Below are 21,877 nucleotides of genomic sequence, written 5' to 3'. Positions count from 1 at the left end.
ATCGACCTACAGCGCCGCGTCGATTTTCTTGGCTGCGTCTTCACTCACCCACGCATGCCAGACCTCAGGATGTTCCTTGAGGAAGATTTTCGCCAGTTTCGGCGACTCGATACGCTCCTTGGCCATACGGCCCAGGTTCTGGTTCAGCAGGTCGATCGGCAGGTTGACCTTTTCCAGCACGGCGACCAGTTCCGGGGCCTCGTCGTGGAAGGTTTTCGACAGGCCGACCTTGATGCTCACGGTCTTGTCGACGCCCGGTTTTTCTTCCAGTTTGACCAGATCCACCTGACCCATCAGCGGGGTTGGCGACCAGTAGTAAAACAGGATCGGCTCGCCACGCTTGTAGCTCGACAACACTGCTGCATCCAGCGCAGGACCGGTGCCCGGGCGGAAGTTGGTGTAACTGCTTTCGAGGCCGTAGCTTTTCAGCATTTCGCTGTTGTCGAGTTCGCAGGTCCAGCCGGCCGGGCAGTTGTAGAAACGGCCCTTGGACGGCTCTTCGGCGTCCTTGAACACGGCGGCGTATTTGCCCAGGTCAGCGATGTTTTTCAGGTCCGGGGCTTTCGGTTCAAGCTTGCGCTTGGCGTCGCCTTCGATCACGTAACGCGGCACGTACCAGCCTTCCACCGCGCCGACGACCGGAGCGCCGACACCGACAACCTTGCCGGCCTTCTCGGCCTTGTTCCAGACCTCGCTGCGACCGACCCACTCTTCGGCAAACACTTGAATATCGTTACTGCTCAGGGCGTTTTCCATGGTGATGGAGTTGCCCGGCAGGCTGTCGGTCTTGCAGTCGTAACCTTTCTCCAGCACCACTTGCAGCACGTCGGTCAGCAGCATGCCGCTTTCCCAGTTCAGCCCGGCGAACTTCACCGGTTTGCCCGATTCGCACCAGCCCGCGGCTTGGGACGCACCGGCACTGGCCAGCAGGCCCATGGACAGCAATGTGGTCAGCAGGGTCTTGTTCGATTTCATTGTTGTGACGCTCCTAATCATGAATTGGCTTACGGCAGTCAAGAGGCATCCAGCCCTGTCCACGTCCAAATCAGGCCTGCGCCGCAGCGCGACCGGCCCCGCTTGTTTTAGGTTGTACAACGCTGTTCTGCTCGACCGGCAGAATCAGTTGATCGGGTACCGCGCTGTGCCATTTTTTTGCGCACACGTAGTAGACGGCAGCCGGCAGCACGAGGCCGATGATCCAGGAAATATCCACATCACCGAGGGCGGCCACCAGCGGACCGGTATAGAACTTGGTGGAGATGAACGGCAACTGCACCAGCACACCGAACACATAGACGCTGATGCCGAGCAGGTTCCAGCGACCGTAGCGGCCATTCGGGTCGGCCAGCGCCGGCACGTCGTAGCGCTCACGGGTGATGCAGTAGTAGTCGACCAGGTTGATCGCGCTCCACGGGGTGAAGAAGGCGAGCAGGAACAGGATGAAAGACTTGAACGCACCGAGGAACGAGTGCTGACCGAGCAGCGCAATCAGGGTCGCTGCGCCAACGATCACCAGCACAAACACCAGACGCTGCATGCGCGTAACGGTCAGGTGCCCCTTGAAACCACTGATGATGGTCGCGATGCACATGAAGCTGCCGTAGGAGTTAAGCGTCGAGATGGTCACCTTGCCGAACGCGATGCTGAAGTACAGCAGCGCCGCGGTGGCGCCGGTGCCGCCCAGACCGACGATGTAGGCGACTTCGTGACCGGCGAACTGACCGCTGGAGGAAGCCGCGGCGAACACGCCGAGGATCATCGCCACTTGTGCGCCAACCACAGAGCCGGCACCGGCGGCGAAGAAGGTTTTGACCGCCGAGGTATTGCTCGGCAGGTAACGGGAATAGTCAGCCACGTACGGGCCGAAAGCGATCTGCCAGGAGGCCGCGAGCGACACCGCGAGGAGGAAACTGCTCCAGCTGAAATGACGGATTTGCAGAAGTGCGCCGACGTCGGTCTGGCTCATCAAACGCCAGAACAGGAAGACGAAAGCGATCACGCCAATGACGCTGGCAACACGGCCGATCCAGTGGATCACCCGATAACCGAGCACCGTCACCAGCACGATGACGCTGGCAAAAATCAGGATGCCGACACTGTCGCTGACGTTAAACAACTGCCCCAGCGCCTGGCCGGAAAGCACGGTGCCCGTCGCGGTGAAACCCAGGTACATCAGGCACACCAACACGATCGGGATCGCCGCGCCGTAAACGCCAAACTGCACGCGGCTGGAGATCATCTGTGGCAGGCCCAGCTTCGGGCCTTGCGCGGCATGCAGCGCCATCACTCCACCGCCCAGCAATTGACCGATCAACAGACCGATCAACGACCAGAACACATCACCGCCGAGCACCACGGCCAAGGCCCCGGTGACAATCGCGGTGATTTGCAGGTTGGCGCCCATCCACAGGGTGAACTGGCTAAACAGACGACCGTGTCTTTCCGCTTCCGGGATGTAGTCGATCGAACGCCTTTCGATCAACGGTTTGTTGCCTGCACGATCGGTGTTGACAGCCATGATTCAACCTCTGTGGATTGTTAGATTCTCTGTAGGAGCTGCCGCAGGTTGCGATCTTTTGATCTTGAAAAACCAACATCAAAAGATCGCAGCCTGCGGCAGCTCCTACAGGGGTTTTGCATTTATTTGCCGGTAATCATCGGCAGGTTCAGGCCCTGTTCCTTGGCGCAGTCGATGGCGATCTGGTAACCGGCATCGGCGTGGCGCATGACGCCGGTAGCCGGGTCGTTGTGCAGCACGCGCGCGATGCGCTCGGCCGCTTCGTCAGTACCGTCGCAAACAATCACCATGCCCGAGTGCTGCGAGAAGCCCATGCCGACGCCGCCGCCGTGGTGCAGGGAAACCCAGGTCGCCCCGCTCGCAGTGTTGAGCAATGCGTTGAGCAATGGCCAGTCGGACACGGCGTCGGAACCGTCCTGCATCGATTCGGTTTCACGGTTCGGACTGGCGACCGAGCCGGAGTCGAGGTGGTCGCGACCGATCACAATTGGCGCCGACAACTCGCCGCTGCGAACCATCTCGTTGAAGGCCAGACCGAGCTTGGCGCGCAGGCCCAGGCCAACCCAGCAGATACGTGCCGGCAGACCCTGGAAGCTGATGCGCTCGCGGGCCATGTCCAGCCAGTTGTGCAGGTGCGCGTCATCCGGGATCAGCTCTTTGACCTTGGCGTCGGTTTTGTAGATGTCTTGCGGATCACCCGACAGTGCCGCCCAGCGGAACGGGCCGATGCCACGGCAAAACAGCGGACGGATGTAGGCCGGTACGAAGCCCGGGAAATCGAACGCGTTTTCGACGCCTTCTTCCTGTGCCATCTGACGGATGTTGTTGCCGTAGTCGAAGGTCGGGATGCCTTGCTTCTGGAATTCCAGCATGGCTTTGACGTGCACAGCCATCGACTGCTTGGCGGCTTTGATCACAGCGGCCGGTTCGGTCTTGGCGCGGGCGCGGTACTCGTCCCAGGTCCAGCCGGCAGGCAGGTAGCCGTTGAGCGGATCGTGGGCACTGGTCTGGTCGGTGACCATGTCCGGGCGCACGCCGCGCTTTACCAGTTCCGGGAGAATTTCTGCGGCGTTACCCAACAGGGCGATGGAGATCGCTTTGCCTTCCTTGGTGTATTTATCGATGCGCGCCAGAGCGTCGTCGAGGTCTTTGGCTTGCTCGTCGACGTAACGGCTTTTCAGACGGAAATCGATGCTGACCTGCTGGCATTCGATGTTCAGCGAGCACGCGCCGGCCAAAGTTGCCGCCAGAGGTTGTGCGCCGCCCATGCCACCGAGGCCAGCGGTGAGAACCCACTTGCCGGTGAGGTTGTCGTTGTAGTGCTGGCGACCGGCCTCAACGAAGGTTTCGTAGGTGCCTTGGACGATGCCCTGGCTGCCGATGTAGATCCAGCTGCCGGCGGTCATCTGGCCGTACATGGCCAGGCCTTTGGCGTCGAGTTCGTTGAAGTGTTCCCAGCTCGCCCAGTGCGGTACGAGGTTGGAGTTGGCGATCAGTACACGCGGGGCATTGCTGTGAGTCTTGAACACGCCGACCGGCTTGCCGGATTGCACCAGCAGGGTCTCATCGTCATTCAGGTGGGTGAGGCTCTCGACGATCTTGTCGTAGCACTCCCAGTTACGCGCGGCGCGACCGATACCACCGTAGACCACCAGCTCTTTCGGGTTCTCGGCAACTTCGGGGTCGAGATTGTTCATCAGCATGCGCAGCGGCGCTTCGGTCAGCCAGCTCTTGGCGGTCAGCTTGTTGCCGCGGGCGGCGCGGATCTCAACGTTGCGAAACTTTGTAGGCTTATTGTCAGTCACGAAAAAGACTCCTCAGCGATCAATTCAAACCAACCCTGGCAGTGGGCAAGCAGCCTGTGCGCTTCGATGCGCGACAAGCGAATCAGTGGACGCTGCGGAGAGTCTCGAGCGACTCATACGCATACGTCTTTACTTGTACATACAAGCATATGCAATCAAGCGGCCAACTTGTTGGAGGCTCGTTCAAGAAAAATCGCCGGCAAGGCTGGAGAGCGCCTGAATCAAGGGTTCAGGCGTGGATGAAATTTTTCCTGGGGATGATTTAGGGAGGCGCGGGCTTTGTTACATGAGCGTGGTTTTGCGCCACGCTGGGGCGTTCGGTAACAAGTTGGTGCGTGGGTTGGGAACACCCCAAAAGCAAAAGATCGCAGCCTTCGGCAGCTCCTACACTGGGTTTGATGTACACCCTGTAAGAGCTGCCGAAGGCTGCGATCTTTTAAGATTTCTGAATCAGCGTCCAGTCAGTTCAATGACGCAGCAACCCGCATTGGTGGAGACTTCGGCCAGACCGCTGTTGCCGTCCAGTTGCAGGCAATCATGTCGCCCCAACTGCGAAACACTGTCACCGATCCGGACTTCCAGCAACTCACTGACACTGAACACCAACACCGTCCCCGCCGAGCTGAAGAAACGCTGCTCACCGTCCAGCCACTGCAACCGCGCGCTGTAACGCTGCGGCATATAGATCAGGTTGAAATCGCGAATCGCACCGCCGAGCAGCGTGCACAACACCTGGCTTTCACCGCTAAAGGCAAACGGGTCGAGCGGTAACAGCGGCCGCGTATCGTCGCCGTCAACGCACAAGGTCATGCCGTCACCCTGCAACACGGTGATCACCCGCTGATAACCGGCGAATGTTGAAAAACCACCGGATTCGGCGATGTCGGCAATCGACAGACGCCAGCCAAAACCGTCCAGACCTGCGCCCGCATCACGGGTGATTTCTTCAGTGCTGCCGCCGCCGTTTTTCCACGGCATGCGCGGGTAGCCTTCGGCGCGTAAAACCCTCAAACCATTCATTTATGCTCTCTATTTATGAAACCGTCCTTCCAGACGGTGACGGGAACCCGGGTGAATCAATCGTGCTGCGGTCACCGGCTGACGCCCCGACCACGTGCGGCGACGAATCAGCAGGCACGGCTCGCCCTTTTCAATCTGCAGCAACTTGCATTCGGACGGCTCAGCGAGGATCGCTTCAACCACATGCTCGCCTTCTGTCAGCGGCGCCACCTGGTTGAGATAGGCGTAAGGCGTTTGCAGAGTGAAATCCTGTTTGAGGTATTCCGGCGCGACCAGCGCGTTGACGAAACGGTCTTCGATTTGCACCGGAATGTCGTTTTCGTAATGCACGATCAGCGAGTGGAAGACCTTCTGCCCTTCACGCATGTCCAGTGCCAGCGCACGCTCGGAACCCGCGGCCTCTTCTTCCAGAGTGATGACCTGGCAGGTGTGGCGATGACCACGGGAAGCGATTTCATCGGCGATGTTGTGCACTTCGAACAGCGCGGACTGGCTCTTCGGTTCGGCGACAAACGTGCCGACGCCTTGCATGCGCACCAGCAGACCGTCCGCGGTCATCTCGCGCAGGGCACGGTTGATGGTCATGCGGCTGAAACCGAGTTGATTGACCAGCTCGCTCTCGGACGGCACGCGGTAGTGCGGCGGCCAGTTTCCGCTGTCGATCTGCTGGGTGATCATCTGTTTGACGCGGGCGTACAAGGGCGCCGGACTGTCGCCCATGTTCGCGGCCAACGGGGAGACTGGAGGCGGAGTCGGCACGGTTGATCCCTGTTCATTGGATGAAAGTGGCTAGCTTGCCGGAGTTTACCGGGCAGGCAAACGTCTGTATATGTATATACAAATAACACACGATGGGGTGCTGAACCATGTCCGCCTTCTTTGCCGAACGCGCGCTGCTGCCTAACGGATGGGCCAACAATGTACGTCTTGAGGTCAGCGCCGAGGGCTTGCTGACCCGAATCCAGGCCGATTCCACCGCAGATGGCGCTGAACGGCTGAGCGGCCCGCTGCTGCCGGGCATGCCGAATTTGCACTCCCATGCCTTCCAGCGAGCGATGGCGGGTCTGGCCGAAGTGGCCGGCAACCCCAACGACAGTTTCTGGACCTGGCGCGATCTGATGTATCGCCTCGTCGGAAAAATCAGCCCGGATCAACTCGGCGTGATTGCCCGTCAGCTGTACATCGAAATGCTCAAGGCCGGTTATACCTCCGTCGCTGAATTTCATTACGTACACCATGACAGCAATGGTCAGCCGTATGCCGATCCGGCTGAATTGGCGTTGCGCATCAGTCAGGCCGCAAGCGAAAGCGGCATTGGTCTGACCCTGTTGCCGGTGCTCTACAGCCACTCCGGTTTTGGCGGCCAGACGCCGAATGACGGCCAGCGCCGCTTCATCAACAGCACCGAAAATTACCTGAATCTGCAATCGCGTTTGCAGCCGTTACTGGCGCAGCAAAAGGCGCAGTCGCTGGGCCTGTGCTTCCACTCGTTGCGTGCGGTGACCCCGCAGCAGATCAGCGAAGTCTTGGCGGCCAGCGACAAGCAATGCCCCGTGCACATTCACATCGCCGAACAGCAGAAAGAGGTCGATGACTGCTTGAGTTGGAGCGGTCGGCGTCCGCTGCAATGGCTCTACGAAAATACCGAAGTCGATCAACGCTGGTGTCTGGTGCACGCCACCCACGCCAACCCGGAAGAAGTCACGCTGATGGCCAAAAGTCGCGCCATCGCCGGGCTGTGCCTGACCACCGAAGCGAATCTCGGCGACGGAATTTTCCCGGCGGTGGATTTCCTCGCCCAGGGTGGGCGCATGGGTATCGGTTCCGACAGCCATGTCTCGCTCAGTGTGGTCGAGGAATTGCGTTGGCTGGAATACGGCCAGCGCCTGCGTGATCAGCGGCGTAATCGCTTGTATGGCGCGGATCAGCCGATGGTTGGACGTACGTTGTATGACGCGGCGCTGGACGGTGGTGCGCAGGCGATGGGGCAGCCGGTTGGTGCGCTGGAGGTGGGCAAGCGTGCGGACTGGATTGTGCTCGATGGCAGCGATCCGTATCTGGCGACGGCCACGGGTGACGGGATTTTGAATCGCTGGTTGTTTGCCGGCGGCGATCGTCAGGTGCGCGATGTGCTGGTCAACGGCCAGTGGGTAGTGCGTGATGGTCGGCATGCAGGGGAAGAGGACAGTGCTCGTGCCTTCACCCAGGTCCTGCGCGACCTTTTAGGCTGACACACATAACCCAATGTAGGAGTGAGCCTGCTCGCGATAGCGGTGTATCAGTCACATATTTATGGCTGACACACCGCTATCGCGAGCAGGCTCACTCCTACAGGGGGTTGGCGGTGTTCTTTAGTTTGAAGTCTTGGCCATCTGTCGATCAGTCGCACGCCAGATCAGTCGCGTCGTGTCATAACCCTGCTGACGCGCCTTGCTCAGCAGCTCTTCACGCACCACACCGTTGACGGTCGGCGTGCGTGACAGCAACCACATGTACTTGCGACTCGGGTCGCCGACGATGGCGGTCTTGTAGTCATCGCTGACGTACAACACCCAGTATTCGCCTTTTGCCACACCCGGAATCAGGCGTGAGAACCAGGTATCGAATTCGACCCAGAGTTTATCGGTCTTGCCCGGCACCTGTGGATAAGCCGTGCCCTTGGCCTCTTCCCACTGCCATTGCGGCGTCAGGCAGCGATTGAGCACCGCGACATTGCCGTCAGGCTTGAGGGTGTAATGGGCTTCGGACTGCGCGCAATTGCGCTGGAAGTACATCGGCAAGCGCGCCAGCTCATACCAGGTGCCCTGATAACGCTTGAGATTGACGCTGTTGACGGTTTTCGGCGCCAACGGGTCTACGCCGGAAGTGGCGCAGCCGGCCAGTACCAGGCCGGCAAAAAGGATCAGCAATAACCGCTTCATTTTTCTTCTCCGTGGGCGCGAAGCCCCGGTTTACTTCAGGCCTTGGCCGGAAAACATCAGCACTTTGTCACCGGCATACTGCACGCTGATAAAGCTGTTCTTGTCGCCCCAGGTGCAACTGGACATGCCGAGCGCGCCCGAGCAATCGGTGGGCTTGCCGAGCAGAGTCTCGACTTCGGCCTTGGCCATACCGGCCGAAAGCTTCGAATAGTTTTCCTGATTGACCTTGCTGCATGCGGCCAACAGCACGCAAAACGTCAGAAGGGCGATAGATCGCAGCGACATGGTGTAACTCCTGGAACGAGGGGGGATGGCATGGTGCCAACCAGAAGCTTAGAAGAGAAAACCCTCATCTGGTTCCGTGGGCGGACGGCTATTTATTAGCCCGCCTGTCTGGCATTTGCCGATAAATCAGACACTTTGTAGGGCTATTGAGCATTTCGTCGCCTTTCGCCAAAGACGCCTAATCTTTGGCGCGTCGCGGTCGAAATAAGAGCAGCGCAAAGCCCCCGAGTGTGGCAAATTGCCGCCCTTTCTTGACCAGCCCCTTCGCGGTAGTTCATTCGATGACCAGAAACATGAAATTCAGCCACAAGATCTTGTTGGCTGCCGCCCTCGTGGTGGCCGTTGCGTTCGCCTGTTTCATTTTCTTCAACGACTATCGACAGCGCGAAGCCTTGGGCAGCAGCACCGAAGCCTCGATGCAGGAACTGGGCAGCCTGACCACCAGCAACATCCAGACCTGGCTGGAAAGCCGCATTCAATTGCTGCAATCGCTGTCGCAGCAAGTGGCTGTCGACGGCAACGCCCCCGCCAGCCTGAAACGCATCATCGACCTGCCCGCCTACACCGGCAATTTCCAGCTCAGCTATTTTGGCGGCGCCGACGGCGTGATGTTCTCGGTGCCGGCCGGCAATCGCGCGCCGGATTACGATCCACGCGCACGCGGCTGGTACAAAGCGGCCAACAGCGCGCAACAGACCATCGTCACCGAACCGTACATCGCCGCGTCCTCGGGCAAACTGGTAATCACTGTCGCCACCCCGGTGCAGCGCCAGGGCCAGATGCTCGGCGTCGCCGGTGCCGACATCGACCTGACCAGCGTCAGCGCGATCATCAACTCGCTGAACTTCGGTGGCCACGGCCACGCGTTCATCGTCAGTGCCGATGGCAAGATCCTGATCCACCCGGACAGCAAACTGGTGCTCAAGACCCTCGCCGAGGCCTACCCGAACGGCGCACCAAAAGTCAGCCCGGGCCTGAAAGAAGTCGAGTTCGACGGCAAGACGCAGTTGATCTCCTTCACCCGCGTCAACGGCGTGCCGTCGGCCGACTGGTACGTGGCGCTGGTGCTCGATAAAGACACCGCGTTCGCCATGCTCAGCGAATTCCGCACCTCGGCGCTGATCGCCATGGTTATTGCCGTGGTAATCATCATCGCCCTGCTCGGCATGCTCATTCGCGTGTTGATGCAACCGCTGCTGACCATGGGCCGCGCGATGCACGACATCGCCGAAGGTGAAGGCGACCTGACCAAACGTCTAGTGATCCACGGCAACGATGAGTTCGGCGCACTGGGCACCTCATTCAACCGTTTTGTTGAGCGCATTCACACTTCGATTCGTGAAGTGTCCTCGGCCACCGGCCAGGTCAACGAAGTCGCCCTGCGCGTGGTCGCAGCGTCGAACTCGTCGATGTACAACTCCGATCAGCAAGCCTCGCGCACCAACAGCGTGGCCGCGGCGATCAACCAACTCGGCGCCGCCGCGCAGGAAATCGCCCAGAACGCCGCCCTCGCCTCGCAGCACTCCAGCGATGCGCGCAGCCTCGCGGTCGACGGCCAGCAGGTTGTCGATAAAACCATCCACGCCATGCAGCAGCTGTCGGCGAAGATCAGCGATTCGTGCGGCAACATCGAAACCCTGAACAGCAACACGGTGAACATCGGCCAGATTCTCGAAGTGATCACCAGTATTTCCCAGCAGACCAACCTGCTCGCGCTCAACGCCGCGATCGAAGCGGCGCGTGCCGGTGAAGCCGGTCGTGGTTTCGCCGTGGTTGCCGACGAAGTGCGCAACCTCGCGCACCGCACCCAGGATTCGGCGCAGCAAGTGCAGAAGATGATCGAAGAGCTGCAAGTCGGCGCGCGCCAGGCGGTCAGCATCATGACCGAGAGCCAGCGCGAGAGTGAAAGCAGCGTCGGCATCGCCAACCAGGCCGGTGAGCGGTTGGGCAGCGTGACTCAGCGTATTGGCGAGATCGACGGGATGAATCAGTCGGTGGCCACCGCGACTGAAGAGCAGACCGCTGTGGTCGAGTCGATCAACGTCGATATCAACGAGATCAACACGCTGAATCAGGAAGGTGTGGAGAACTTGCAGGCAACGTTGCGGGCGTGCTCGGATCTGGAGCAGCAGGCGGCGCGGTTGAAGCAGTTGGTGGGTAGTTTCAGGATTTAAAGATCAAGGGCTTTACCCCCTCACCCCAGCCCTCCCGAAACGTCGGACCGCCCCCAGGGGGGCGAGGGGGGAAAGGGAGCAGATATTCAAGCCTTTCAAAACCTGAGTTCGACTCAGGTCTCTCAAGTCGATGTACCTCCAACATCCACCTCGGTCAGTCCCCTCTCCCCCTGGGAGAGGGCTAGGGTGAGGGTAAGCCCTTAAAACCTTGACCCAGGTTCGGAAAGAAAGGCCAACTCTTCAGCCGTTGACTCCCGCCCCAACACCGCATTGCGATGCGGAAACCGGCCAAACCGCGCAATCACCTTTTGATGCCGCTCGGCATAATCCAGATTATCCGCAAACACGGCCCGCTCCGACTCCGGCTGTTCAGCCACCAGCTCGATAAATCTGGAAACCGCCTCATTCTGCACCGCGAGGTTTTCGCAGTGTTCGAACACCAGATAAATGAATACACGCTGAATCGGTTTCAACTGCCGATCGAAATCCGCCGCAATGCCTTGGGCAACGAGTTTCTGCGCGCGCAGATCACCGGAAAACGCTTTGGGAGTGTCGCGAAAGATCATTCGCGGCAATTGATCGAGCAACAGCACCAGCGCCAGCCAACCTTCGGGACGTTGCGTCCACTCGGTCAATTCGCCGGCCAGGGCCTGATCGACAAAGACCCCGAAACGCGTCTGCGCTTCGAGGTCTTGGCTGTCTCGCTTACCGAACCACAACTTGCCCTTGTCAGCCGCTATCTCGTCCGGTGATTCGGCATGTCCGAACCACCAATCGAGCAACGGCTGCCAGGGCGCAGTCATGGTTTATTCCTTGTGGTAAGCCGTAGCGCGAGCGACTTCTTCTTTCGAGCCGAGGAAGACTGCTACGCGCTGGTGCAGGCCTTCAGGCTGGATGTCGAGAATACGCTGATGACCGTCGGTGGACGCGCCGCCCGCTTGTTCAACGAGGAACGACATCGGGTTGGCTTCGTACATCAGACGCAGTTTGCCTGGCTTGGACGGCTCACGGCTGTCGCGCGGGTACATGAACAGACCGCCACGGGTCAGGATGCGGTGTACGTCGGCAACCATCGCCGCGACCCAACGCATGTTGTAGTTCTTTTTCAGCGGACCTTCTTCACCGGCCAGCAGCTCGCCCACGTAGCGTTGTACCGGGGCTTCCCAGTGACGCTGGTTGGACATGTTGATCGCAAATTCCTGGGTCGATTCAGGAATGGTGATGTCTTCGTGGGTCAGCACGAAGCTGCCCATTTCGCGGTCCAGGGTGAAACCTTTGACGCCGTCACCGAGGGTCAGTACCAGCATGGTTTGCGGGCCGTAGATCGCGTAACCGGCGGCAACCTGCTGGGTGCCTGGCTGCAGGAACGCTTTTTCGTTCAGCGGCTCGTTCTGGCTCAGGTATTCGTTCGGGCAACGCAGTACCGAGAAGATGGTGCCGACCGGGGCGTTGATGTCGATGTTCGACGAACCGTCCAGTGGGTCGAATACCAGCAGATAGGCGCCTTTCGGGTATTTGCCCGGGATCTGGTAGGCATTGTCCATTTCCTCGGACGCCATGCCGGCCAGGTGACCGCCCCATTCGTTGGCTTCGAGCAGGATCTCGTTGGAGATCACGTCGAGTTTCTTCTGCACTTCGCCTTGGACGTTTTCAGTGCCCATGCTGCCCAGAACACCACCCAGGGCGCCTTTGGACACGGCGTGGCTGATTTCTTTGCAAGCACGCGCCACCACTTCGATCAGGAAACGCAGATCGGCAGGAGTGTTATTGCTGCGGGTCTGCTCAATCAAATAGCGACTCAGGGTAACGCGGGACATGGACGGCTCCGGTGGAATGGGGGGCTAAAAACCCGCGCAGTTTACAGGGAGTCTGAAAACGTAGCGAGCGAAGACGCCCGGTAACGTGCGTTGGGGTGTAATTGCCTGCATGAGACGTGAATGTGGGTGGAGAGTTCAGGTAGCGGGTTTAGCGTAGACCGGTTCGGGACGGATGGTGGTTGAGTGATAGCGGCGGTTAGAGGATTTTTGTTGATTGATCGGCCGTCATCGCTGGCAAGCCAGCTCCCACAAGGACTTCGGTCGTTCATCTATTTTGTGTACACCAAATAACCTGTGGGAGCTGGCTTGCCAGCGATCGGCGCGCAGCGCCAGCCATTCTCAGGTGTTGGTTGGAGGCTTGCGCAACAAGCTAAACGCCATAGCCCCCAAAAACACCACACTCAACAACAACACTGCCCACAACCCAATCTTCTTCCAATTGGTCTCCGCCACCGCCGCTGTGGTCGCCGTCGATGTCTGCGTACCAACCGCTTCACCCTGCACCGACGCCTTGCCCAACGACGCCAGCTTCTGCGGCTTGAAATCCGGAATCAGCGTCGCCAGCGGCAAGTTCGCCGTTTTCACCGTCGGATTACCCAGCGCCAGACTGTACGGCCCCTCTCCGCGTGCAAGGAAGATCACCTGAGTCGCCCGCACCGCGTACTTCACGCTGGGCGCCTGCGCGCCCAGACCACCGCCGCGCTCATCGACCGTCAGCTTCAACTGCTGCACGGTCTGCCCGTAGAGCTGCAATTCGTTCTGCACTACATCCTGATTATTCTGGCTCAGGCGATAGAGCAAGCCGCTGCTCAGTTCCTGCCACGGCAGGCTGCTTTCACGTCGCCCCGCCAATATCACCGGCGCCAGACTGTTCGGTTGTTTGAGTTCAACCTGCACGCGTTCGACATTCAGCCCCATCGGCAACTGCCAGGTATATTCCCCGGCCTTGGTGCTGCTGCCGGCCAATGCCTGCGACCAGACCAACGGCAGCGGCAAATCGCGCGGATCACTGCTTTTCAATTGCGCCGCCGTCAAAATCGGCGCCGAGTTCGGCGACTCCCACAATAGCCGCACATAACGCGCCGATTGCCCCGGCAACGTCACTTCGTGCTGCTCGATGCGCTCATCGGAAAAAGTCAGTCGTGCGACCTGACCTTCGCCCCACGGCTGCCAGTGCTGCAAGTCATCGCTGGCCTCAATGCTGAAACGCTGAAAGCCGTCGCGCTCACTGGTCCAGTCGAGGATCAATTGCTGCAACGGCGCCTTGATCGCGCTGGCATCCAGCAGCCAGCCACGCAGCACTTCTTCACCCGCCTCCAACTGGCTGGACGGCTGCACTTCGACCAGCGTGCCGTTGGTGGTCGATTGCACGCGCACATTCGGCGCGCGCTCACTGGCGTCGGCGGCGTTGTACAGCGGGAACCATTTCACCTCGTGCAACTGGCCGTCATCGCGGGTCTGCGCCGACTCGCGCGCCAAGGCGTAGGCCTGCGCTTCGCCAGCGGCGTTGAATACCCGCAAGTCACTGAGATCAGTCTGGCGCGCCTGCAATTGCACGCTCAACGGTAAGTCGAGGCGATACCACGGGCCGTTGCCGCTCACAGACAGCGGCACCTGCGTGGCGAAGTCCGCCGGTTTTTCCTGAGCACCGGCCACCATCACCACGCCCAACGCCAACCAACCCAGATTTCGCATGCGACTCAAGATGAAACTCCTTCGGTGTTCGGGGCCGGTTTGGCCGCCGCCGGGTCAGCGTCGACGCGTTTGGGCGGCAGCGGCGCGAAATAGCCAACCACCAGCAGCAACACGCCGACGCCGATAAACGAGACGATCCGGGCAAGGCCGCCACGGTTGCTCAGTTCGACAAAAATCAGTTTGGCCACCACCAGCGCAATCAGCGCCGCGCCGATCAACCACACTTCGCGACGATGACGCAGATGCCCGCCGATCATCAGCCCGAGCGCCATCAACGTCCAGACGATGGACAATCCGGCCTGCACCAGCATCGAGCCGAGCAGTTGATCGAGCTCGAACGGAATCCCGGCCCAATGGTGTGCCGCGCGGGTGACCAGCGCGGTGCAGAAAGCGAACAGCGATACCCCGGCGATCAGTTGCGTCGCGTATTCGGCGTAGTCCTGACGAATCGACAGCTGCGAAACTGCACTGCGCGACCAGACATAAACGCCGAACAAAGCAAACAACAGACCCAGCTCCAGCGGGTTCAGCAGCGGCACATACGGCAACGGTTCGGCGTTGCCATCGCTGACGCCATTCGCCAACCAAAACCACGCGAGCATCAGCACCGCCAGCGGCGCGGCGGCGTACAAGCGGTACTCGCGGGCAAACGCTGCGACCGGCCACGGCCAAGAGCGCGGGGCCGCTGCCAGCAGCAGATAAACGCTCGGCAGAATCGCCCAACCCAACCAACGCCAGGCGTTGTATTGCTCGGACAACAGCAGTAGCCCGTAACGCAATTCCAGCGCCAGCACGCCAATCAGCAACCAACAGCCCAATACATGCGCCGTACTCAAGGCGCGCGCCGGCAACATCGGCGCCAGGCGCCGCAGACTGAAGAAGTGCACGGCGAACACCGCCGCCCACGCCAGCCAGCCGAAATCCGTCGCCGGGTGATAACGCGAATGCCAAGCAGCGAGCAACACCAGACCTGCCGCCGGAATCAGCAAGGTGCAGAGCAAGCCCAGCGCCGGCCATTTCAAACGTAGCGACAACACAGTCCACACCGCCACGCTTACGGCTGCAACCAACAGCAGCAACGTGCCTTGCAAATTCGGAGCAGCAAAACGCAGCACCTCGCTAACCCACGCCAGCGCCCACCAACCCGCGCCCCACACCAGCAGTACTTCGGACAAGCGCTGCAAACTCAACGCATCGAATGCCGAGGCGTGATTGCCCAGTTGCAGGCGCCACGCACCGATCATCGCCGCCAGCCCCAGTACCAGCGGCGTCCAGAATCCGCCATGGGCCAGCGGTTTCAAACCTTCGCTGGACAGTGGCCCGAGCAACTCCGGACCGGCCAGCAAAAACGCCGCGCCACCGATCACTTGCAACAACAAACCGAAAACAAAACTCACGCGCTGCTTGAGGTACAGGCTCAACCAGATAATCAGCAAACCACTGGCCGCCCACACCGCGCTCGCGGTCTGCCATGGCAGGACAAACAGCACCGCCAGATTGATCAGCACCAGACCAGCCAACAGCACCACCGACAATCCGCGCAGCAGACGTACATCACCGCGCACCATTTCATCACGGGCCGCCAACAGCATGCCGGCGATCAACGCCAGACCGATCAGCGAAGCACTGAGCAAGCCACTCCAGCCGGCGCTGAACACCGCTGCCGAATCCTCGCCCGCGCCTTGCAGACGCAACAGGAACAACGCACCGCCGAGCAACTGCACGGCAAACGCGGTGAACAGGAAGGTGCGCGATTGAATCCGCAGACCGACAAACAACGTCACCAGACCGGCCAGCGCCCAACTGATGGCAGTGGCCTGAACGAAGAAGAACAGCGGCGCCAGCAGATAGAGGAAGGTCAGGCCCAGGCACGCCAACACCGGCAAGCCTTGACGCTCCCAAAGTGATGCCTGTTGCGTCGAGGCCTTGCGCAATTGATAGAAGCTGAACAGCAAGGCAATCCCGAGCATCAAAGCGCCCAGCGGCGCACCGTCGAGCAGACTGCTTTCGCCGACCCGCAACTGACTGAGGAAGGCTAACGCGGAACCCAGTTGCAGCAGCAAGGCAAACGCGCGGGCGAACGGTCGATGCTGGCGCAAACCGAGCCAGAAAATCCCCGCGCCTTCCACCGCCCACGCCGCCGAGGTCCAACGCGCATCGAGCCCCAGCGGGATCGCCAGACTGGCAAAAATCACTCCGAGCGCCAGACAGGTTTCGCCCAGCAGCACCGCGCGCCCGCCCATCAACACCTTGGCCAGCGCCATGTAGATCATGCCCAACGCCAGCGCACTGAAAGCGGCAGCAAACTCCAGATGCTGCACCAGCGCAAACTGCAGACCGAAGCCAATGATCGGCGGGCCGAACAGCATCGTGCCGTCGACGTAATCGCCCTTGCGCGCAGACCAGTGCAGCAACGCCTCGCGGTCGTCCGCCGCCGGCGCGTCCGGCATGTCGAGCAATTTGCGCCGGGCGAACAGCAGGCCGATGGCGAGGTACATCAGGAAAAACAGAATCAGGAACGGCTCGGTGCTCCACAACAGCTCCGGCGTATACGAACGCAAACCCCAGGCGAAACCGATACCAAAGGTGCCGACGAAGCCGATCAGGTTGAGCAGACGCCAGGCCTTGAACCAGGCGATGGCGAGAATGCCGGCGTTGAGCAGCGCGAAATAACTGAACAGCGCGACGTGGTTGCCGGCGCCGGTCGAAGTCAGGATCGGCGCGGCAAAACCGCCCAGCGCCGCCGCTGCGGCAAGCCCCAAGGCGTCTTGGGTAATGGCGAGAATCGCCGAGAAAATCGTCACCGCCACCAGCAGTCCCAGCGCGGCCGACGGATCGAGCAACGGGTGCAGGCGCATCGCCGCAAACACCGTCAGGTACAGCACCGCGATCCCGGTGCCTTGCAGCATCAACGCGTAATTGCTGTTGCGCCGGCGCAGCCACCAACCCAGCGCGAGCAAGCCCAACGCGGCCGCCGCGACACCGGCGTAACGCAACTCGATCGGCACGATCATGCCTTCGGTGGCGTAGCGCAGCAGGAACGCCAGACCGAAAAACAACAACACCACGCCAACGCGCAGCACGGTGTTGCCGCCGAACAGCCAGTTACGCGCAGCATTGATGCCGCGCTCGATGAGGTTCGGGCCACGGGGTTCGGCGGGTTTTGACGGTTCGGGCGTGACGGCATCGAGGCGCCACACATCAGCAGGCAGCGGTTGACTGGTTTCGCTGGCGACGGCGGAAATCGGTTCGAGTTCGGGCGGCAGTTCCCAGACCAGTTCGGGGGCCGGGGCTTCTTCGACTGCTTTGAGCGGTTCGACGACAGGTTCGGCGGCCGGCGCCGAAGTCGGTGGCGGCGCAGCATGAAGGGGCACGCCTTCGAGCAGAAACAGGCGCTGTTCGACACCCTGCAAAGCAACCTTCGCCTGCTCAAGTTGCTGCTGTTGCGCCGCCGCCAGCGAGCCAAGCCGAGCGATGCGGATCGTCTGCCCGATTGCCAGCCCCAACAACGCGCCCAACAGCGCGTCACTGAACGACTCGTCGAGCAGCCAGCCGAGCATCAGCCCGATCAACATGAACATCCATTGCATGGTCGATATCCCTAAGCGCAAAGGCCAATCCGGGAAGATTAGCGCAGCCTGACCCAAAAAGATCGCAGCCTTCGGCAGCTCCTACAGGGTTATGCGAACACCTGTGTAGAAGCTGCCGAAGGCTGCGATCTTTTCCGGCACGCGATTATATCGAGCCGAACGGAAAGTTACTCCAGCGCTTTCCAGATATCCGTGGCGTACTCGCGAATCGTCCGATCCGAGGAGAACCAGCCCATCCGCGCCGTGTTGAGCACCGCTGAACGCCACCAGTTGTTGGAATCGTGCCAATGCGCTTCAACGCGTTTCTGCGCTTCCCAGTAGGAGTCGAAGTCAGCGCAGACCAGGAAGCGGTCGTAATCCACCAGCGAATCGATCAGCCCGGTATAACGCGAGGTGTCATCCGGCGAGAACACCCCGCCGCGAATCGCTTGCAGCACATCGTTCAGACGATGGGACGCGGCGATGTCCGGCACTGCGCTGAACTCGTGGTTCTGTTTGCGCGCTTCGACCTGCTGGGCGCTGAGGCCGAAGATGAACATGTGTTCGGCACCGATGCGTTCGCACATTTCCACGTTTGCACCGTCCAGCGTGCCGATGGTCAGCGCGCCGTTGAGGCCGAACTTCATGTTACTGGTGCCTGACGCCTCGAAGCCTGCGGTGGAAATCTGCTCGGACAAGTCCGCCGCCGGAATAATGCTCTCCGCCAGGCTGACGTTGTAGTTGGGCAGGAACACCACTTTCAGCAAGCCGCGCACGGTCGGATCGTTGTTCACCACCCGGGCGATGTCGTTGGTCAGCTTGATGATCAGTTTGGCCTGGTGATAACTCGCCGCCGCCTTGCCGGCGAAGATTTTCACCCGTGGCACCCAGTCGACTTCCGGCTCGGCGCGAATCGCCTGATACAGCGCCACGGTGTGCATCAGGTTGAGCAACTGGCGTTTGTATTCGTGGATCCGTTTGACCTGCACGTCGAACATCGCCGCCGGATTGACCGCAATACCCAGCCGTTCGTGAATCAGATAGGCCAGGGCTTTTTTGCTGTGCAGCCGCTGCTCGGCAAAAGCTTTGCGGAACGCGGTTTTTTCGGCGAACGGCTCAAGATCGAGCAGACGCTCTTCGGGGTTATCCAATAGATCCGGGCCGAGCGCATCGACCAGCATCGAAGTCAGTTCCGAGTTGGCCTGATACAGCCAGCGGCGGAAGGTAATGCCGTTGGTTTTGTTGTTGATCCGCTCCGGGTAGAGCTTGTGCAGTTCGGCGAATACGGTTTTGCGCATCAGTTGCGTGTGCAAGCCAGACACGCCATTGACGCTGTGCGAACCGAGGAAAGCGAGGTTGCCCATGCGTACCCGGCGACCGTTGTCTTCTTCGATCAGCGACACCGCGCGCAGCACGTCGAAATCGTGAATGCCTTTGGCCCGCAGCGCGTCGATGTGCTGGGCGTTGATCAGGTAAATGATCTGCATGTGCCGTGGCAGCATGCGTTCCATCAAGCCCACAGGCCAAGTTTCCAGTGCTTCAGGCAGCAGCGTGTGGTTGGTGTATGACAGCGTGTCGACGGTCACTTGCCACGCGGCATCCCACGCCACGTCGTAGACGTCGACCAGTTGGCGCATCAGTTCGGCAACGGCAATCGAAGGGTGCGTATCGTTGAGCTGGATCGCCGCATGATCGCCCAAGGTCAGCACCGAGGTGTGCATGTTGCGGTGACGGCGCAGCAAATCCTGCAAGGAAGCAGCGACAAAGAAGTATTCCTGGCGCAGGCGCAGCTCCTGCCCTGCTTCAGTGCTGTCCGCCGGGTAGAGCACGCGGGAGATACTTTCCGCGCGGGCAACCTCGGCGACGGCACCCAAGTGGTCACCGGCGTTGAAACGCTCCAGGTGCAAATCTTCCATGGCGCGCGCACGCCACAGCCGCAAAGTGTTGACGCTCGCCCCGCGCCAGCCCACCACTGGCGTGTCGTAAGCAATGGCGCGGACGGTTTCCGCCGGCGACCAGACTTGTTTGGACTTGCCGGAAATGTCGGTGACGGTTTCAACGCTGCCGCCGAAGCCGATGGAGTACACGACTTCTGGCCGTTCGAACTCCCACGGGTTACCGAAATCCAGCCAGTGCTCGGTCTGCTCCTGCTGCCAGCCATCGACAATCGCCTGGCGGAACAAGCCGTGTTCATAACGAATGCCATAACCGTGGCCGGCAATGCCGAGGGTCGACATGCTTTCCATGAAGCACGCCGCCAGACGCCCGAGGCCGCCATTGCCGAGCGCTGCATCGGGCTCCAGCAAACGGATGCGCTCCAGATCGACACCGAGTTCGGTCAATGCTTCACGGGCGACGTCGAGCAGACCAAGGTTGCTCAGGCTGTCATAGAGCAAGCGGCCGATAAGAAATTCCAGCGAGAGGTAATACACCCGTTTCTGACCTTTGCGGTAGATCTGCCGGGTGTGGTCCATCCAGTGTTCGACCATGTGATCACGCGCCGCCAACGCAATGGCTTCGAACCAGTCATGGTCGAAGGCGTGATCGGGGTCTTTGCCCACCGCATAGGTGAGCTTGGTCAGGACGGCGTCGCGGAATGCGGCCACCTCTGCTTCGCGAACTAGTGGTTCTTGAGTCATCAATAGGACCTCGAGCGAGCGGGAATTGTCTGAGCCTAGACGGTCTGACCGACGGTGAGGGCTCTGGTTCGGCAGTATTTCCTGAGACGGTGAGATAGCCCGGCATTACCTTGGCGAGTGAGCTAATGAATGCAGGGGCCGTGCCGAATTGTCCGGCAATGTGCCTGTATGCAGAAAAAATCTGGCGAAAGGTTGTTCAAAAATCCACCAGTCCCGGTATGATCGCGCGCCCTGATGCACACACGCCTGGTAACTCCCGATGATGAAGCCCAACCTGATTGCCGCCGCCGAGATCGACCGTCTCGATACGTGGGCGAAATACTCAGCCCCAATGTGCGGTTCCTGCGTGTCCAGCTGCTGCACGCTGCCGGTCGAGGTGAAGATCAAGGATCTGGTGCGCATCGGTGTGGTCGACGAGTTCGAACTGGGCGATCCGCCGAAGAACATCGCCAAGCGCCTGCAAAAGGAAGGCCTGGTCGAACGCTTCAACCAGAAGTCCGGCATCTTCACCTTGCAGCGCATGAGCAACAACGATTGCTACTACCTGGATCGTAAGAGCCGCTTGTGCACCATTTATGACAAGCGCCCGGATACCTGCCGCAATCACCCGAAGATCGGGCCGCGGCCTGGGTATTGCGCGTACAAGCCAAAGGAAGTGGTGCGCGAGCAGAATTTCCGGGCGATCGAGCGGTTCTGACCCAACCCCGGAGTTGGCCAAAGGCGAGCTCCGTACTGAAAGTGCCATCCGTAGATTGTTCTTACAGGAACGGGTAACTCGACCATACCCGCTTGTCGCAATTTCCTATGCTTTATCAAGCATTCACCCGACAGAAAGTATCTCTCCCCAACACTAGTGTGGAGCATCACTCCCTCAGAGAAGATGCTCATGCGTTATTTAAAAGTGACAGCCCAGGATCGTAGCGGTAACGGCAAAGCCGATGCCGTGCAGCTGCACTTCCACAATGGCTCTGCCAACCTCGTCCACGAAGCTTTTGCACTGGATATGTCCGCCGATGGCTGCATTGAGTTCGGCTTCGCGGGTGATATCAACAGCGACGGACTGCAGAATTTTCAGGATCAGTTGCTACTCACGGCCTTTGCCGAGGTCTTCCTGCAGCTCAACTGGTTCAATGCCGGCGATAACTGGGAGCGCTATCTGAAAATTGGCGCAACCGACCATCATCAGGACGGCACACCCAATGTGGTCACGCTTCAATTCAGTGAAGACGATGGCGAGCTCGGCAAACCCATCAAGATCCGACGCGCAGCCGCGTACGATGGTGACAATGACGGCAGCCTCGACTCCTTCACTAACTCCGATGTGAACGGCGATGGCATAGCCAACAAAGCGGACAAGGCTGTACTGCGCAAGATCGCGGAAACCTTCCTCGCGTTTCGCTGGTTCGACGCTTGATTTGCCCATTGCTTCGCTGT

At 60.1% G+C, this 21,877-nt stretch carries 16 protein-coding genes and 1 pseudogene; 5 read left to right on the top strand and 12 right to left on the bottom strand.

Annotated features, from left to right (window positions below):
• Positions 1-6: 6 nt before the first annotated feature.
• The 5 genes from AC3IUF_RS01830 to hutC form a co-directional block, all read right to left on the bottom strand.
• Positions 7-975, bottom strand: coding sequence for an ABC transporter substrate-binding protein (locus AC3IUF_RS01830; protein ID WP_414895014.1), 969 nt, complete (start codon positions 973-975; stop codon positions 7-9).
• Between the two features lie 70 nt (positions 976-1,045).
• Complete coding sequence (locus AC3IUF_RS01825) at positions 1,046-2,518, bottom strand: purine-cytosine permease family protein (protein ID WP_007909289.1); 1,473 nt, start codon at positions 2,516-2,518, stop codon at positions 1,046-1,048.
• A gap of 122 nt (positions 2,519-2,640) precedes the next feature.
• Complete coding sequence (gene hutU / locus AC3IUF_RS01820) at positions 2,641-4,323, bottom strand: urocanate hydratase (protein WP_123375596.1); 1,683 nt, start codon at positions 4,321-4,323, stop codon at positions 2,641-2,643.
• Between the two features lie 450 nt (positions 4,324-4,773).
• Positions 4,774-5,343, bottom strand: coding sequence for a HutD/Ves family protein (locus AC3IUF_RS01815; protein WP_414916171.1), 570 nt, complete (start codon positions 5,341-5,343; stop codon positions 4,774-4,776).
• Positions 5,344-5,352: 9 nt separating this feature from the next.
• On the bottom strand, positions 5,353-6,063 hold the full coding sequence (gene hutC / locus AC3IUF_RS01810) for a histidine utilization transcriptional repressor HutC (protein WP_163013658.1): 711 nt from the start codon (positions 6,061-6,063) through the stop codon (positions 5,353-5,355).
• A gap of 146 nt (positions 6,064-6,209) precedes the next feature.
• Between hutC and AC3IUF_RS01805 the strand changes: the two genes are divergently transcribed.
• A complete protein-coding gene (locus tag AC3IUF_RS01805) occupies positions 6,210-7,574 on the top strand; it encodes a formimidoylglutamate deiminase (protein ID WP_095113973.1) in 1,365 nt (454 codons plus the stop codon).
• A gap of 120 nt (positions 7,575-7,694) precedes the next feature.
• On the opposite strand, the gene AC3IUF_RS01800 is transcribed toward AC3IUF_RS01805, so the two are convergent.
• Both AC3IUF_RS01800 and AC3IUF_RS01795 read right to left on the bottom strand, forming a co-directional pair.
• The gene (locus AC3IUF_RS01800) at positions 7,695-8,264 is read right to left on the bottom strand and encodes a lipocalin family protein (RefSeq protein WP_095113972.1); all 570 of its coding nucleotides are present in this window, start codon (positions 8,262-8,264) and stop codon (positions 7,695-7,697) included.
• A 30-nt stretch (positions 8,265-8,294) separates the two neighbouring features.
• A complete protein-coding gene (locus tag AC3IUF_RS01795; protein WP_003220802.1) occupies positions 8,295-8,549 on the bottom strand; it encodes a hypothetical protein in 255 nt (84 codons plus the stop codon).
• Positions 8,550-8,830: 281 nt separating this feature from the next.
• Between AC3IUF_RS01795 and AC3IUF_RS01790 the strand changes: the two are divergent.
• Together AC3IUF_RS01790 and AC3IUF_RS01785 are read left to right on the top strand one after the other, a co-directional pair.
• Positions 8,831-9,865: pseudogene (locus AC3IUF_RS01790) on the top strand (HAMP domain-containing protein); the annotation flags it as partial.
• A gap of 93 nt (positions 9,866-9,958) precedes the next feature.
• Complete coding sequence (locus AC3IUF_RS01785; RefSeq protein ID WP_371260421.1) at positions 9,959-10,723, top strand: methyl-accepting chemotaxis protein; 765 nt, start codon at positions 9,959-9,961, stop codon at positions 10,721-10,723.
• A 200-nt stretch (positions 10,724-10,923) separates the two neighbouring features.
• On the opposite strand, the gene AC3IUF_RS01780 is transcribed toward AC3IUF_RS01785, so the two are convergent.
• From AC3IUF_RS01780 to AC3IUF_RS01760, 5 genes are all read right to left on the bottom strand, one after another.
• Positions 10,924-11,526 (bottom strand): DUF924 family protein, encoded by a 603-nt coding sequence (locus AC3IUF_RS01780; RefSeq protein WP_447783235.1) that lies wholly within the window; start codon positions 11,524-11,526, stop codon positions 10,924-10,926.
• A gap of 3 nt (positions 11,527-11,529) precedes the next feature.
• Entirely contained in the window at positions 11,530-12,540 is a 1,011-nt protein-coding gene (locus AC3IUF_RS01775) for a class 1 fructose-bisphosphatase (protein ID WP_007909265.1), read from the bottom strand.
• A gap of 339 nt (positions 12,541-12,879) precedes the next feature.
• Positions 12,880-14,244: a DUF3999 domain-containing protein gene (locus tag AC3IUF_RS01770; RefSeq protein WP_007909264.1), complete on the bottom strand. Its 1,365-nt coding sequence runs from the start codon at positions 14,242-14,244 to the stop codon at positions 12,880-12,882.
• Positions 14,241-17,825, bottom strand: coding sequence for a DUF2339 domain-containing protein (locus AC3IUF_RS01765; protein ID WP_489280203.1), 3,585 nt, complete (start codon positions 17,823-17,825; stop codon positions 14,241-14,243). The genes AC3IUF_RS01770 and AC3IUF_RS01765 overlap by 4 nt, the downstream gene beginning before the upstream one ends.
• 167 nt (positions 17,826-17,992) lie before the next feature.
• The gene (locus tag AC3IUF_RS01760) at positions 17,993-20,443 is read right to left on the bottom strand and encodes a glycogen/starch/alpha-glucan phosphorylase (RefSeq protein ID WP_095113969.1); all 2,451 of its coding nucleotides are present in this window, start codon (positions 20,441-20,443) and stop codon (positions 17,993-17,995) included.
• A 259-nt stretch (positions 20,444-20,702) separates the two neighbouring features.
• Between AC3IUF_RS01760 and AC3IUF_RS01755 the strand changes: the two genes are divergently transcribed.
• Both AC3IUF_RS01755 and AC3IUF_RS01750 read left to right on the top strand, forming a co-directional pair.
• Positions 20,703-21,140: a YkgJ family cysteine cluster protein gene (locus tag AC3IUF_RS01755; protein ID WP_007909261.1), complete on the top strand. Its 438-nt coding sequence runs from the start codon at positions 20,703-20,705 to the stop codon at positions 21,138-21,140.
• A 189-nt stretch (positions 21,141-21,329) separates the two neighbouring features.
• Positions 21,330-21,857, top strand: coding sequence for a hypothetical protein (locus AC3IUF_RS01750; RefSeq protein ID WP_463543988.1), 528 nt, complete (start codon positions 21,330-21,332; stop codon positions 21,855-21,857).
• The last annotated feature ends 20 nt before the right edge of the window (positions 21,858-21,877 follow it).

Source organism: Pseudomonas sp. KH_040 (genome assembly GCF_057839305.1).
The sequence above is the reverse complement of the archived record's forward strand: the minus strand, read 5'-3'. Positions and strand labels throughout refer to the sequence as shown.

Bases quoted from the DNA above. Each gene is read 5' to 3' on its own strand.
- AC3IUF_RS01830 (WP_414895014.1), bottom strand. From the start codon at position 975: ATGAAATCGAACAAGACCCTGCTGACCACATTGCTGTCCATGGGCCTG.
- AC3IUF_RS01825 (WP_007909289.1), bottom strand. From the start codon at position 2,518: ATGGCTGTCAACACCGATCGTGCAGGCAACAAACCGTTGATCGAAAGG.
- AC3IUF_RS01815 (WP_414916171.1), bottom strand. From the start codon at position 5,343: ATGAATGGTTTGAGGGTTTTACGCGCCGAAGGCTACCCGCGCATGCCG.
- hutC (WP_163013658.1), bottom strand. From the start codon at position 6,063: ATGGGCGACAGTCCGGCGCCCTTGTACGCCCGCGTCAAACAGATGATC.
- AC3IUF_RS01805 (WP_095113973.1), top strand. From the start codon at position 6,210: ATGTCCGCCTTCTTTGCCGAACGCGCGCTGCTGCCTAACGGATGGGCC.
- AC3IUF_RS01800 (WP_095113972.1), bottom strand. From the start codon at position 8,264: ATGAAGCGGTTATTGCTGATCCTTTTTGCCGGCCTGGTACTGGCCGGC.
- AC3IUF_RS01795 (WP_003220802.1), bottom strand. From the start codon at position 8,549: ATGTCGCTGCGATCTATCGCCCTTCTGACGTTTTGCGTGCTGTTGGCC.
- AC3IUF_RS01785 (WP_371260421.1), top strand. From the start codon at position 9,959: ATGTACAACTCCGATCAGCAAGCCTCGCGCACCAACAGCGTGGCCGCG.
- AC3IUF_RS01780 (WP_447783235.1), bottom strand. From the start codon at position 11,526: ATGACTGCGCCCTGGCAGCCGTTGCTCGATTGGTGGTTCGGACATGCC.
- AC3IUF_RS01775 (WP_007909265.1), bottom strand. From the start codon at position 12,540: ATGTCCCGCGTTACCCTGAGTCGCTATTTGATTGAGCAGACCCGCAGC.
- AC3IUF_RS01765 (WP_489280203.1), bottom strand. From the start codon at position 17,825: ATGCAATGGATGTTCATGTTGATCGGGCTGATGCTCGGCTGGCTGCTC.
- AC3IUF_RS01760 (WP_095113969.1), bottom strand. From the start codon at position 20,443: ATGACTCAAGAACCACTAGTTCGCGAAGCAGAGGTGGCCGCATTCCGC.
- AC3IUF_RS01755 (WP_007909261.1), top strand. From the start codon at position 20,703: ATGATGAAGCCCAACCTGATTGCCGCCGCCGAGATCGACCGTCTCGAT.
- AC3IUF_RS01750 (WP_463543988.1), top strand. From the start codon at position 21,330: ATGCGTTATTTAAAAGTGACAGCCCAGGATCGTAGCGGTAACGGCAAA.